Origin of the sequence: Eubacterium sp. CAG:156, from assembly GCF_000434315.1 — a bacterium.
Lineage (GTDB): Bacteria > Bacillota > Clostridia > Lachnospirales > Lachnospiraceae > Eubacterium_U > Eubacterium_U album.
The window spans coordinates 55,685-69,306 of sequence record NZ_FR878163.1; the positions used below are offsets into that span (position 1 = coordinate 55,685).

12 protein-coding genes are annotated in these 13,622 nt (G+C 32.3%); 10 read left to right on the forward strand and 2 right to left on the reverse strand.

Annotated elements, in window-relative coordinates; genetic code table 11:
* Positions 1-37: 37 nt before the first annotated feature.
* The 7 genes from ABMA45_RS06650 (at position 38) to ABMA45_RS06680 (ending at position 9,179) form a co-directional block, all read left to right on the forward strand.
* A complete protein-coding gene (locus ABMA45_RS06650; protein WP_022089108.1) occupies positions 38-1,696 on the forward strand; it encodes a serine/threonine-protein kinase in 1,659 nt (552 codons plus the stop codon).
* Between the two features lie 17 nt (positions 1,697-1,713).
* Positions 1,714-2,376 carry a hypothetical protein gene (locus tag ABMA45_RS06655; RefSeq protein ID WP_022089109.1) on the forward strand — a complete coding sequence of 221 codons (663 nt, stop codon included), beginning with the start codon at positions 1,714-1,716 and terminating at the stop codon, positions 2,374-2,376.
* Between the two features lie 274 nt (positions 2,377-2,650).
* The gene (locus ABMA45_RS06660; protein WP_022089110.1) at positions 2,651-3,676 is read left to right on the forward strand and encodes a hypothetical protein; all 1,026 of its coding nucleotides are present in this window, start codon (positions 2,651-2,653) and stop codon (positions 3,674-3,676) included.
* A 651-nt stretch (positions 3,677-4,327) separates the two neighbouring features.
* Positions 4,328-6,097: an indolepyruvate ferredoxin oxidoreductase subunit alpha gene (gene iorA / locus ABMA45_RS06665; RefSeq protein WP_347996173.1), complete on the forward strand. Its 1,770-nt coding sequence runs from the start codon at positions 4,328-4,330 to the stop codon at positions 6,095-6,097.
* The gene (locus ABMA45_RS06670) at positions 6,097-6,672 is read left to right on the forward strand and encodes an indolepyruvate oxidoreductase subunit beta (protein ID WP_022089113.1); all 576 of its coding nucleotides are present in this window, start codon (positions 6,097-6,099) and stop codon (positions 6,670-6,672) included. Before iorA ends, ABMA45_RS06670 begins: the two co-directional genes overlap by 1 nt.
* 29 nt (positions 6,673-6,701) lie before the next feature.
* Entirely contained in the window at positions 6,702-7,532 is an 831-nt protein-coding gene (locus ABMA45_RS06675) for an amidohydrolase family protein (protein ID WP_022089114.1), read from the forward strand.
* A 12-nt stretch (positions 7,533-7,544) separates the two neighbouring features.
* Positions 7,545-9,179: a class I adenylate-forming enzyme family protein gene (locus ABMA45_RS06680; RefSeq protein ID WP_022089115.1), complete on the forward strand. Its 1,635-nt coding sequence runs from the start codon at positions 7,545-7,547 to the stop codon at positions 9,177-9,179.
* Positions 9,180-9,383: 204 nt separating this feature from the next.
* Here ABMA45_RS06680 and ABMA45_RS06685 read toward each other — a convergent pair whose 3' ends face one another.
* Positions 9,384-10,151 (reverse strand): hypothetical protein, encoded by a 768-nt coding sequence (locus ABMA45_RS06685; RefSeq protein WP_022089116.1) that lies wholly within the window; start codon positions 10,149-10,151, stop codon positions 9,384-9,386.
* A gap of 191 nt (positions 10,152-10,342) precedes the next feature.
* On the opposite strand from ABMA45_RS06685, the gene ABMA45_RS06690 reads away from it, so the two are divergent.
* Together ABMA45_RS06690 and ABMA45_RS06695 are read left to right on the forward strand one after the other, a co-directional pair.
* Positions 10,343-10,696 carry a hypothetical protein gene (locus ABMA45_RS06690; protein WP_022089117.1) on the forward strand — a complete coding sequence of 118 codons (354 nt, stop codon included), beginning with the start codon at positions 10,343-10,345 and terminating at the stop codon, positions 10,694-10,696.
* A gap of 103 nt (positions 10,697-10,799) precedes the next feature.
* Positions 10,800-10,985 (forward strand): hypothetical protein, encoded by a 186-nt coding sequence (locus ABMA45_RS06695; protein ID WP_022089118.1) that lies wholly within the window; start codon positions 10,800-10,802, stop codon positions 10,983-10,985.
* Positions 10,986-11,113: 128 nt separating this feature from the next.
* Here ABMA45_RS06695 and ABMA45_RS06700 read toward each other — a convergent pair whose 3' ends face one another.
* A complete protein-coding gene (locus tag ABMA45_RS06700; RefSeq protein ID WP_022089119.1) occupies positions 11,114-11,827 on the reverse strand; it encodes a cell wall hydrolase in 714 nt (237 codons plus the stop codon).
* 485 nt (positions 11,828-12,312) lie between these two features.
* Here ABMA45_RS06700 and ABMA45_RS06705 point away from each other — a divergent pair, with 485 nt between their 5' ends.
* Positions 12,313-13,602, forward strand: a complete 1,290-nt coding sequence (locus ABMA45_RS06705; protein WP_022089120.1) for an MATE family efflux transporter — start codon at positions 12,313-12,315, stop codon at positions 13,600-13,602.
* Positions 13,603-13,622: the final 20 nt, after the last annotated feature.

Genomic DNA, 13,622 nt, shown 5'->3' on the forward strand with positions numbered 1-13,622 from the left:
AAGGGCGGGGGCAATACATATTATTTAGGAGATAAATATGGACTCTATTATAGGCAGAACAATACTTGGATATAAGATTATAGAGAGAATAGGTGCAGGTGGATTTGGTGATGTCTACAAAGTTGAAAGAAACAACATTGTAGGTAATGTAACAAGAGCCTTGAAAGTCATTACTTTGCCAAGAGACAATGAATATATAGAAATATTAAATTCAATGGGTGGCGATAAGGAAAAAGCCGATACATATTTTCATAAAGAATTAGACAGAGTTGTAAATGAAATTCGTGTATTTTCCATGATTTCTGAAAAAGACAACCACCATATTGTTTCGTATTATGAAAGTGATGTCAAAAAGTTTGGTGAATATAGATACAACATATACATTCTTATGGAATTTTTGACTCCACTTGACAAATGGATGCAAAATAACAACATAACAGTGGAAAATGCATTAGATATAGGAATCGGAGTAGCTGATGCTTTGGACATTTGCCATAAAAACGGAATAATTCACAGAGATATTAAATTAAGTAACATATTTGTGTCTAAGGATGGAGTATTTAAAATAGGTGATTTCGGTGTATCTAAAAATATAAATAATGCAACTATGGCAAAGACAATCAAAGGAACACCAAATTATATAGCACCTGAGGTTTACATAGGAAAAAGCAAATATGATAGTTCAGTAGATAATTATTCTCTTGGAATTCTGCTTTACTATCTGTTCAACAAATTAAGATTTCCGTATTATCCCAATTTTCCAAATGAGTACACACAGGAGGATTCGGATAAGGCATTTTATAAGAGAATGAATTATGAAGAGGTAGAAAGTCCTGTTTGTGCACCTGAATGTGTTGCAAATATAATAAAAAAGGCAATTTCAGAGCGTACTAAAAGATATAGTAGTGCCAAAGAGTTGTCTAAAGATTTATTAGATGCTAAATCGAATTTAACGCAGAAAGAGTTGAAAACAAAGATAGGATTTGAACCAAGGGTTGCTGCGGATGATTGGGTTGAAAATGATAAAGAACGAAGGCTTGTGCAGGATTTAAACGGAGATAGCGAAAGCACTGTTAGTTTTATCGAACAGGGAATTACCGTTTTTGAAAAAAGAGAAGAAGATAAAACCGGTAATTTGCAAAAAAGAAAATTAGTAATCGCAGGTTCGGTTTGCGTGATTTGTATAATCGTAGTAATTTTATTTGCAGGGAAAATGTTTTCGGACAGACCAAATAATGGTAATTCATCAGCAACGGCCGAAACATCAGAACAGGTAAATGAAAGTCAGAGCGAAACATTAAAAGAAAATAAAGAATCAGCGGTGGATGCTTTAAATGCAAATCAATCACAGCTGGATGAAAATTTAAACTCTGAATCCGGAGCAAATCAAGTAGAACCAAACCAAAATTCTGAGCCTGAGGCAGGACAGATAAATAATAATCAAAATTCTGAACCTGGAGCAGGACAGATAGATAATAATCAAAATCCTGAAAATGTGACAGTAGTAGAGACTACAAAGAAAGCAAAAAAGAAAAAGCAGCAGCAGGCAACTAAGGTACAGGTTCAGGAAACAACGAGTGCTCCAAAACAGAATAATGTAACACAAAAAACAACTCAAAAACCGACACAAAAACCAACGCAAAAGCCAACGCAGAAAAAAGACGAGGATTTTGATTTTAAGAGTGTAGTTGAATAGGAAAGAAGGGATTATTTATGAAAAAGAAATTAATGGTATTCTTTTTAGCACTTATGTTATGTGTAACAACAATTCCTGTGGCAGTTACAGCCAATACTCTGAAAGGAAAAATTAACAATTCAGGATATAAGACAGAAAATGAAATTTATTTTAATCTTCCACATCGCGGATTGATGAAATACGATGTCGAAAGTGGCGATGCTGTTAAACTCAATTCACTAAAGCAAGGAGACGGATACAGTACATGGGGAGTGACAATCGTATCACATAAAGGTGAATGGTTATACGGAGAGTGGAACCAGACAACAGGAACTGCATATAATGAGGAAAGTTATATTGTTAGAATAAATGCCAAAACAGGTAAAATAATTAAATTGGCAGAAGGAACCCAGCCTGTGGTAAAAGGAAAGAAAATCTATTTTTCCGGTTTAGATAAAGAAGAAGTTGATTTTGGAGAATACAATTACAAAAAATCAGAACAAAATTATGTTTGTGATTTGTATGGAAAACATTTGAAAAAGACAAACAAAAAAATAAAAATTAAAAAAACAAATGAAATAGGCAAGAATTTTAAATTGTACAAAAAGTATAATGAAAAAGGCACAAAATATAATATGAATGTCATATTGAAATTCCCTAACGGAAATAAAGAAATCATAGGCAAATATTTTGAATCCTAAAATTTATTGGAAAACATATAAATCATAAATTAGATGTGCAAATTTGAACTCAAAAATATATGAAAATATAATCCTAAACAAGAAATTGATTGCCATCAAATAAGGGGCGCCCTGGAAGTGAAAATGTAGCTTCCAGGGCGCTTTTTTGCTGTATATGATAGGGGTCAGTTCGTGAAAAAAATAAAAAATTTTAGTGGTATAATATGCATAACAAATCATTTAAATAATTTGTACGAAATGAGAAGAAAAATAAATATGAAAAGGAGAAATGATTATGAGTAAATTTACACAAAATGAAGAAACAGAGATTGTTAAAAGTGCGAGAGATATTACTGCAACAATTGAGTATGAAGAAAGAGAGGTAAAAAGATTAAAATCAGAAAGCTTTAGTGAACCACCAGAGCCACCTGTGCGAAAGATACTTGAAAAAGCAAAAAAAGTTGAACCTAAATATCCTGAAAAGCCGCAAACTGCTTTAAAATATTCTGAATACTTTAAGGAAAGTATTGAGGAAAAATTAGCAAAGTTTTCTTTACCAGTAAAAATTTTACTTGGTATTGTTTCAATTCCTTTAATATTAACTGGAATTATTTTTTTAATACTAGTTATAATAGTTGCTGTTAGTTACAAAGATTATATTATAAAAAAGAAAGAATTGAATAATCAATTAGCTAATTCTAAAGAATATTTACAGGCAGTTGCAAATGCAGAAAAAAAAGCACAGGATAAACAAAACGAATTAGAAGAGAAAATACGTTTAGAGCAGGAGAAAATCGACAAAGAATATGCTACTCAGAAACAGCAATACGAAAGTGTTACACTTCCGAAATATAATGAGGATCTTAATTTATGGAGTGTTAATCAAGAAAGAAAGATTGCAATTATTGAAGAGGAAATAAGATTAAATAAAGAGGCTTTAGATGAACTTTATGTAAATACAAAAATACTTTCGCTTACATATAGAGAACTGTGGATTTTAAGCTGGTTATATAATGATATGAGTACATCAGATCACGATATAAGATATGCTACAGAATTGCTTGACCGAGATAGACAGAGATTAGCTACACAGGAAGCAGGAAATATAGTTCGCAGATCTGTTGGACAAGTAGAGCAGACTATGAAGGTAGGATTTAATGCAGTATATAATGCAATAGAAAAAGGTAATGAATTGCAGTTAGATACAATAAATAATCTATCAACAATGCGACGCAATATGAATACAGGAAATATGATTGGAACAGTTCAGAGACATAACTCTAACAAAATGCTTGAACAAATGGTGAAGAAGAGACGTTAATAATATAAAATGCCACAGAAAATTAAGATTCTGTGGTATTTTATTTATTTGAAATAATTGTAATCATCCTGCTTGAGTTATGTAAACTAAATTACGGATTTTGACTGATTTTTATATAATATTCTGTAAAAAATAACAGTTTTATTAGTATAAATTCTATTGATTACAGATGATAGAAAAATAATCAGAAAATGTCCGTAAATATGAATTCCTAATTGAATAAAAATTATTATTTCCAATATTTTTTTACAGATATTTGTGTAATTTTAGTTATAATCCGTAATATTCTAAATGCGAGAAATTTTGGATAATAATTGTTGATGTTTTTTACGGATAAATTTTTCTTTTTTGATTTCATCCGTAAATATAGTAAAAAATCCAAAAACAAATCCTATATACAATCTACAAGCAAACCCCAAACTATAAATCCCAACAAAAATCCCCCAAAAACAAACCATAAACACAATCTACAAGCAAACCCTGCTTTCCCACTATATAAATATCCCTCAAAATACATCTCTACATTCATTGACGAATATATCCTAATTAGGTATAATTTACTTTATGAGTTTAAAGCAAAAAAGCAGTAAATTATGCTAAATACAAAATAATATGAAGTGCATTTGTATTGCACTATCAGTTTTATACATAATGACGAAAGGCAGGTTACATATTTTGAGTAAAAAAATTATGTTAGGTAACGAGGCGATTGCCAGGGGAGCATACGAAGCAGGAGTTAAAGTTACTTCAGCTTATCCTGGAACACCTAGTACAGAAATTAGTGAAAATGTTGTTAAATATCCGGGAATTAAGGCTGAATGGGCACCAAATGAAAAAGTAGCAACAGAAGTTGCAATTGGTGCATCTATGGCAGGCGTACGTTCAATGTGCATGATGAAACACGTTGGTGTAAACGTTGCATCTGACCCATTATACACAGTATCTTATATCGGTGTTAATGGTGGTATGGTTTTAGTTGCAGCAGATGACCCTGGAATGTACAGTTCACAGAACGAACAGGATTCAAGAATGGTTGCAAGAGCAGCAATGGTTCCTGTTGTAGAACCATCAGACAGTGAAGAAGCAAGAGTATTTACAAAGAGAGCGTATGAACTTTCAGAAAAATATGACACTCCTGTAATTCTTCGTTCAACAACAAGACTTTCACATTCACAGGGAATTGTTAATCTTGAAGAAAGACAGGAAATAGAAGATAAGCCATATGAAAGAAATGTAGCAAAAAATGTTATGATGCCGGGAAATGCAATTAAGCGTCATATTTTTGTAGAAGAACGTTTAAAGAGAATGGCAGAAGATGCATGTACATTAGACATTAATAAAGTTGAATACAACGATACAAAGATTGGTGTTATTACAAGTGGTATCGTATATCAGTATGTAAAAGAAGTATTACCTAATGCATCAGTTCTTAAGTTAGGATTGGTAAATCCACTTCCTATGAAACTGATCGAAGAATTTGCATCAAAGGTAGACACATTATATGTTATAGAAGAATTAGAGCCTGTAATAGAAGAACAGGTTAAGGCTCATGGAATCAAATGTATTGGAAAAGAAATTTTTACAGTACAGGGTGAATACAGTGCCAATATGCTTAGAAAAGCAATCTTAAAAGAAGATTTAGATTTAGATACACCTGCACAGACACCGGCAAGACCACCAATTCTTTGTCCGGGATGTCCTCATAGAAGTACATTCTCAGTATTAAAGAAATTAAAAATTCATGCAGCAGGTGATATCGGATGCTACACATTAGGAGCTGTAAATCCTTTAAATGTAGTAGATACAACAGTTTGTATGGGCGCAAGTATTTCAACACTTCACGGTATTGAAAAAGCTAAAGGAAAAGATTTCATAAAGAACTGGGTTGCAGTAATTGGTGATTCAACATTTTTACATACAGGTGTTAATTCACTTATGAACATGGTTTACAATCAGGCAACAGGAACAGTTATGATTTTAGATAACTCAACAACAGGTATGACAGGTCATCAGGATCACTCAGCAACAGGAAAAATGTTAAATGGTGAACCAACATACGCTATTGATTTAGTAGATTTGTGTCATGCAATCGGTGTAAAGCATGTAGAAGTTGTAGATGCATTTGATATTAAGAAATTGGAAGAAGTAATTAAGACAGAAGTTGCAAGAGATGAAGTTTCTGTTATTATTTCTCAGTCACCATGTGCATTGCTTAAGTCATTTGTGCCAAAGGGCAAATGTTATACAATTCCTGAAAAATGTAAGAAGTGTGGAATGTGTCTCGTACCGGGATGTCCTGCAATTACAAAGAATGAAGACGGAACAGTTTCAATTGATGCAACAATGTGCAACGGTTGTGGATTATGTATGCAGAATTGTAAATTTGATGCAATTGGATTAAAAGAGAGAGGTGACAAATAATGGCAGATACAAAGAATATTATGATTGTTGGTGTAGGCGGACAGGGTACACTTCTCACAAGTAGAGTTTTAGGTGGAATCACAATTGAAAGCGGATATGATGTAAAACTTTCAGAAGTTCATGGGATGGCACAGCGTGGAGGAAGCGTTGTTACATTTGTAAGATATGGAGAAAAGGTAGCTGAACCAATTGTTGAAGAAGGTCAGGCAGATGTATTAATCGCATTTGAACGTCTTGAAGCATTAAGATATGCACATTTTCTTAAAAAAGACGGTGTAATTATTGTAAATGACCAGAGAATTGACCCCATGACAGTAGTTACAGGATTAGCAGAATATCCTGAAAACATTATTGAAAATCTTAGCAAAAAACATAAAGTAATCGCAGTAAATGCAATGGATGAAGCATTAAAACTTGGAAATTCAAGAGTATTTAATGTAATTATTTTAGGCGTTGCTGCAAAACATATGGATTTTGAAAAAGATAAATGGATTGAAGTTATAAAAGCAACAGTTCCACCAAAGACAGTAGATATTAATATTGCTGCATTTGAAAAAGGATACGAATTAGCATAATAAAAATAAACAATAAAGAAGGTGTAGTTGTGATAATTGATACACATACACACACTTTCCCAGATAAAATTGCCACCAGGGCATTAGCCGGGATGGAGAAGAGTATTGTTGATAATCATGGCTGGGATGTAAAAATAAAGGTGGCAGGAACAAGAGATGCACTTAGTGAATCTACAAAGAAAAATGGAGTAGATATTTCAGTGGTTGTTCCGGTTGCCACGAAACCAGAGCAGTCTGTGAGTATAAACGAATTTGCAGCACACACAAATGAAAAAACAAAAGAAACCGGGGTTTTTTCATTAGGAGCAATACATCCTGACAATGAAGATTATAAGGATATTTTAGATGACATTAAGAAAAAAGGATTAAAAGGAATTAAGGTTCATCCTGACTATCAGAAAGTTGAATTTGATGACCCAAGATATCTTAGAATTTTTAAATATGCAGATGAACTTGGGCTTGTAATTGTAACACACGCAGGAGAAGATATAGGTCTTCCGAAAAAGATTCACTGCACACCTGATATGGTGCTTAATGTACTAAACAAAGTTAATCCTAAAAAATTAGTCCTTGCTCATATGGGTGGATGGAATTTATGGGATGAGGTAGAAGAAAAATTAGTGGGAAAAAATGTCTATTTTGACACGGCTTTTTCTTTTGAAAAAGGTATTCCCCACTTAGAAAAAGAACAATTTTTAAGAATTGTTGAAAAGCATGGTGCAGATAAAATTTTATTTGCAACAGACAGTCCGTGGTCTGATCAGGGATATACACTTGAAAGATTAAAAGAATTTGGAATGCCTGAAAAAGCATTGAACCTTATATTAGGGGAAAATGCAAAAAAACTATTTGAATTTTAATGAGGTAGAGAAATGCCAATCACAGAGATTTTAGAGAAGAACGCAAAAGAATACGGAAAAGATGTCTGCTTAGTAGAAATTAATCCGGACTTGCAGGAAAAGAAAAGAGTAACATGGAGAGATTACGAATTAATCGAATCCAATCCAATGTGTCAGTATAGAAGAGAAATTACATGGCACGTATTTAACGAAAAAGCAAACCGTTTTGCAAATCTGCTTATTAGCAGAGGAATTAAGAAAGGCGACAAAGTAGCAATTCTTTTAATGAACTGCTTAGAATGGCTTCCAATTTATTTTGGAATTTTAAAGGCAGGAGCTTTGGCTGTCCCATTAAATTTCAGATATGCAGCAGACGAAATAAAATACTGTGTTGAACTTGCAGAAGTAGATGTATTAGTATTTGGACCTGAATTTACAGGCCGTGTAGAAGAAATTGTTGATGAAATTGATGAAAAGAGAATTTTATTCTATGTAGGTGGTGACTGCCCAACATTTGCTGAAGATTATGATAAGTTAGCAGCAAATTGCCCAAGCTATTCACCTGACATTAAATTAACAGATGATGATTATGCGGCAATTTATTTCTCATCAGGAACAACAGGTTTCCCTAAAGCTATTTTACATAAACACAGAAGTTTAATGCATGCAGCAAAAGTTGAACAGAAACATCATGGACAGACTAAGGATGATGTATTTCTTTGCATTCCTCCACTTTACCATACAGGCGCAAAAATGCACTGGCTTGGAAGTTTTCTTGTGGGAGGCAAGGCAGTATTGCTTAAAGGTGTTACACCAAAGACTATTCTTGAAACAGTGTCAAATGAGCAGTGTACAATTGTATGGCTTTTGGTACCATGGGCTCAGGATATTTTGCTTGCAATAGAAAAAGGCGATGTTAAGCTTGAAGATTATAAATTAGACCAGTGGAGACTTATGCATATTGGTGCACAGCCGGTTCCACAGAGCTTAATTAAAAAATGGAAAACAATTTTCCCTCATCATCAGTATGACACTAACTACGGTCTTAGTGAATCAATTGGACCTGGTGCTGTACATTTAGGAGTCGAAAATATTGACCATGTTGGTGCAATCGGTGTTCCGGGATATGGATGGGAAGTTAAGATTGTGGATGAAAATGGTGTAGAAGTTAAGCAGGGAGATGTCGGTGAATTAATCCTTAAAGGACCTGGTGTAATGGAATGTTATTACAACGACCCTAAGGCAACAGCAGAAACACTTAAAGACGGCTGGTTATACACAGGAGATATGGCTGAGCAGGATAGTGAGGGATTTATATACCTTGTAGACAGAAAGAAAGACGTTATAATTTCCGGTGGTGAAAATATTTATCCGGTTCAGATAGAAAACTTCTTAAGCAAACATCCTGATATTAAGGATGTAGCTGTAATAGGTATTGCTGATACAAGATTAGGTGAAATATCAGCTGCAATTATTGAATTGAAACCAGGTGTAGCAACAACAGAAGAAGATATTAATAATTTCTGTAAGGAACTTCCACGTTACAAGAGACCTAGAAAAATTATTTTTGCGGATGTACCTAGAAATCCAACAGGTAAGATTGAAAAACCTAAGTTAAGACATATGTATAACAGTGAAAACTTAGTAGATGCCCAGAACAGAGCGTAAAATAATGCTTGATTTAAGTATAGACAATAGTTTTATTGGTGAAAAGTTATTTAGCATTAATATTAACAAAGATAATTAGAAAATATTAATAATTAAAGCGATAAATTTCTGATATAAATCGAGATAATATCAGTATTTTTATCGCTTTTATTTTGTAAAAAAGGCTTAGCATTAATGCATAAGCCTTTTAATTATTATATAAAATTAATAGTTATTTGTTAGATTTAGACTCCAAGTTGATGATCTACGTTTTAGTTTTATTGATTGATTAGCACCAGCTTGACATGAAGTTTCAGAGCATATAGCTTTCCAATTTGAAGGAGAATAAGACCAAGTACTTCCAACAGAACAAGATGCAGAACCATTATAATTATAATTCTTAAAACCAGATTTTTTTGTGAAACCAGATTGTCCAACGGAGTATGTATTAGATGTAACACTAACTCCATTTCCAAAAGTATGAGAGTTACCATTACATGCTGTGAGTTTCCCAGTGGCTTTTGTAATATTAATATATTCTTGATTTCTATAAGTTGAAATTTCATAATTTACAGTAATAGTTATTTTAGCTGTTCCACTACTGTCGCTCTTATTTGAGGTAGTTGATTTATCCCCTGCATATACAACATCTAAACCAAACTTATCTTTAATTTTTTCACATAATGATTTGTCATTAGAAGAATCTGAAATAGTGTCAAGATTAACTTCTAATGAATCTATTCTAGTATGTTCTTCAACAGTACCTAAATCTTTTAATAAAGTATCTTTTACAATATGCTTTATACCGCAATCTTCGGTAACTTTTTTTGAAGTATATCCTTCAATATTAGAAAATACATTGTCACCGAAAAAAGATTTGATTACTTTTGTTTCTGAATCAAAACTATTAGCTTTAATAAAATTAAAGTTAGGACTAATTGAAGTCAAAGCTAATATGGATGAAAAGAAAATAATTTTTGATTTGTTTAACATAAAACCTCCTATGTACTTTAAAAAATTGACATTGACGCTAAAGCTTTAACAATTTTTAATATAACAAGTATTGAAATATATGTCAAGAAAATATTACTGCGAAAAAAATAATTCTCATAAAAATATTGGTTGACAGAAATTAAACTATAAGTTAATATATAAATAAAATAAAATTATTTAGGAGGAGCGATATGAAAAAGTATTTGGCGGGAATTACAAGTGCAATTGCAACACTAGCATGTATCTTGGCAAACTATCTGGTGAGACTTGTTAATAAGGAAGTTTCAATGTCTTATAAGGCATGGGAAGGAATAGGAAAAGAGATTATTATTTACATAGTCTTAGGATTGATTATTGGATATAATATTTATGTATTAAGCAAAAATATTAAGAATAATACAATCACAATAATAGTTGCCGTAATTGTTAACATAGTAATTGCAGCTATTTTGTTTTATTGGTGGGATCAGGTATGGACAATAGTTTTATTAGTGGGAAGTTATTTAGCACTATTATTAACAAAGATAATTGAAAAAGAAGCATAAATAATAAAAGCGATAGAGTTCTGATATGAATCCACAACACAAGTTGAGACAATATCATTAATTCTATCGCTTTTATATTTAAAGGAAAGAGGAGGACACAGAGATGAGAAAAAGAAGATGCAAATGGGGAATTTGTTTCACAGCTTTATTAGTATGTGTAATGAGTGCAAGTGTTTTTGCGGCAACAGCTAGTAGAACAACTGTATATGCAGATTCAGAAGATAAATCGATTCAACTGGAGTACAGATGCTATGATACAGAAAAAGATAGAGGAATAATTATGGATTAAATATAGAAGAGGCAGTTGCGTCTGTGATTAAATCACTAAAGCNNCGTCTGTGATTAAATCACTAAAGCAACTGCCTCTTCTTAGATAAGTATATTACTGCCGGATTATTCCGGTAATATTATTCAATTTTATTTAAACTGGTGATTCTGTATCTGTAATCTGCATCCTGGTACATAACCACTGAAATATAAGTAACTGCTCATGTTAATGTTTTTATTATTATAAGAAACTGTGTTGTCTCCGTTTAAAATATCTTTAGCAGCTTTAATGCAGTCAGAATTTAAATTACCGCTGTCATATAATGATAATGATCTGCTAAGAGAACCATTTCTTGCAGGAGTAAACTGTCCACTCTGGTAAACAACTCCACTAACTGTGTTAGGGAAGAGGGAAGATCTTACTCTGTTCATAACTACAATTCCTACAGCTTTCTTACCGGCATAAACCTGATTGCCTGATTCACTGTAAATAATTGAAGAAAGCATTCTTAAATCACTGCTGTTGTAACGATTCTTAACTGTTATATTAACTGTTCCGTAAGTTGAACCATTAACTTTACTTGTTATTGTAATTGTTGCCTTGCCGGCCTTTAAACCGGTAACAGTACCTTTCTTTGAAACCTTGGCAACTTTCTTGTTGCTTGATTTAAAAGAATAGTAATCAACATTATTACCATTGCTTTTTAAAAGTTTCTTTATCTTGTATGTCTTATTTACCTTAACTGTCTTCGTAATACTTATCTGTGATTTGTTTGTTGAATTAATATCTGCGTTTACCATTGTAATGCTTGATGCAATAAGCATAAATGCTATCATTAGTAAACTATAAATCTTTAATTTCACAACGACCTCCAAATGTTACACTTATATTTTACAAATGTTACAAATTTGTTACGTTTATTAATAATGCCTTAAAAAACAGTTTTTGTCAAGCGTTTTCTTAAAGGAATAATATGACAAATCGTAATAAATAATAAAAAATGAGAAGAAAAACGAAAAAAATCGAATAAATTTGTTACGGTTTGTAACAAATAAAAACAGAATTATGCAGATGTAATAAAAACAGAGTTATTCAATTTAAAACGGAATTATGCAGATTGACAAATACAAAGCTATATGGTAAATTTTTCAGGAAAAAAGAATATAAATTAACTGCCACCGGGTAGTAGCGTATAACGCTGGAGTTCATATCGTTAGGTCTTTGAAGATATGAAGTTCCGGCGATTTTTTTGTAATAAATAACAGAAGAAAATAGTGGACGGCAGAATTTGTGTAATAAAAGAATAATAAAATGCTAAACAATATTTTTAAAATAGAAAGAGGGAATAATGAACAGTAACTTAAAAGAATTTATTAAATATACAGTTTTTAATGTTTTAGGAATGATAGGGTTGTCATGCTATATATTAGCAGATACTTTCTTTATATCATTTGGACTAGGTGCAAATGGACTTGCGGCTCTAAATTTGGCACTGCCGGTTTACAGCGTTATTAACGGAAGTGGGTTAATGCTTGGAATAGGTGGAGCTACTAAATATGCAATAATGAAAAATCAGGGAAATAAGAAGTATAATGAAAGTTTTATGAATACAGTGTTTATGGCAATCGTTATTGGAATAATATTTTTCTTAACAGGGATAATTTTTTCGGGAAATATAGCAACGCTGTTGGGGGCAAATAAACAGGTTTACCATATGACATCTATTTATTTAAAAGTTCTTCTCATGTTTGGTCCGGCATTTGTATTAAATAATGTAATGAATGCATTTGTTAGAAATGATGGAAATCCCAGACTTTCTATGATAGCAATGTTAGTAGGTAGTTTTGGCAATATTATTTTAGATTATTTATTGGTAATTAAATTTAGCATGGGAATGTTTGGAGCTGTCCTTGCAACCGGATTTTCGCCGATTATGGGACTTATGGTGTTATCGGGACATATTGTTTCAGAGAATAGCAACATTAAATTTAAAGTAGCAAAAATAAGAGCGTCATTTATTAAATCAATCATAATGCTTGGAATTCCTTCGTTTGTTACAGAAATGTCATCAGGTATAGTGATTTTTGTGTTTAATATAATTATATTAGGCTTACAGGGAAATGTAGGGGTGGCAGCATATGGTGTTATTGCAAATTTAGTCCTTGTAGTGATTTCAATTTACACAGGTGTAGCACAGGGAAGCCAACCTTTGTTTAGTGCGGCATATGGGAAAAATGACAAGAAGATGCAGAAACAGTTATTTAAATATGCAATTACTGCTGTAACTTTGATTTCTATAGTAATATATGCAGTTATTTTATTATTTGCAAATCCAATTACTTCTATATTTAATGGCGAAGGAAATATGCAGCTTCAGGCTATAGCAGTTAAAGGAATGTATTTATACTTTACTTCAATTTTATTTATTGGAATGAATATTGTGATGGCTACTTATTTTGCTGCAAGAGAAAAAGTAATTCCTTCATATATAATATCTTTGGGCAGAGGGTTTGTGGTTATAATTCCAATGGCGTTTATAATGAGTTTTCTATGGAAAATGACAGGTGTATGGCTGGCAATGACTGTAACTGAGGGAATAATTGCTGCTGTCGGAGTGGCACTAATAAAAAAAGCTTAGGCCTTTAAGGTCTAAGCTTT

What these genes read in the sequence shown, in the direction of transcription:
- ABMA45_RS06650 (WP_022089108.1), top strand. Translation starts at nt 38, where the DNA reads ATGGACTCTATTATAGGCAGAACAATACTTGGATATAAGATTATAGAG.
- ABMA45_RS06655 (WP_022089109.1), top strand. Translation starts at nt 1,714, where the DNA reads ATGAAAAAGAAATTAATGGTATTCTTTTTAGCACTTATGTTATGTGTA.
- ABMA45_RS06660 (WP_022089110.1), top strand. Translation starts at nt 2,651, where the DNA reads ATGAGTAAATTTACACAAAATGAAGAAACAGAGATTGTTAAAAGTGCG.
- iorA (WP_347996173.1), top strand. Translation starts at nt 4,328, where the DNA reads ATGACGAAAGGCAGGTTACATATTTTGAGTAAAAAAATTATGTTAGGT.
- ABMA45_RS06670 (WP_022089113.1), top strand. Translation starts at nt 6,097, where the DNA reads ATGGCAGATACAAAGAATATTATGATTGTTGGTGTAGGCGGACAGGGT.
- ABMA45_RS06680 (WP_022089115.1), top strand. Translation starts at nt 7,545, where the DNA reads ATGCCAATCACAGAGATTTTAGAGAAGAACGCAAAAGAATACGGAAAA.
- ABMA45_RS06685 (WP_022089116.1), bottom strand. Translation starts at nt 10,151, where the DNA reads ATGTTAAACAAATCAAAAATTATTTTCTTTTCATCCATATTAGCTTTG.
- ABMA45_RS06690 (WP_022089117.1), top strand. Translation starts at nt 10,343, where the DNA reads ATGAAAAAGTATTTGGCGGGAATTACAAGTGCAATTGCAACACTAGCA.
- ABMA45_RS06695 (WP_022089118.1), top strand. Translation starts at nt 10,800, where the DNA reads ATGAGAAAAAGAAGATGCAAATGGGGAATTTGTTTCACAGCTTTATTA.
- ABMA45_RS06705 (WP_022089120.1), top strand. Translation starts at nt 12,313, where the DNA reads ATGAACAGTAACTTAAAAGAATTTATTAAATATACAGTTTTTAATGTT.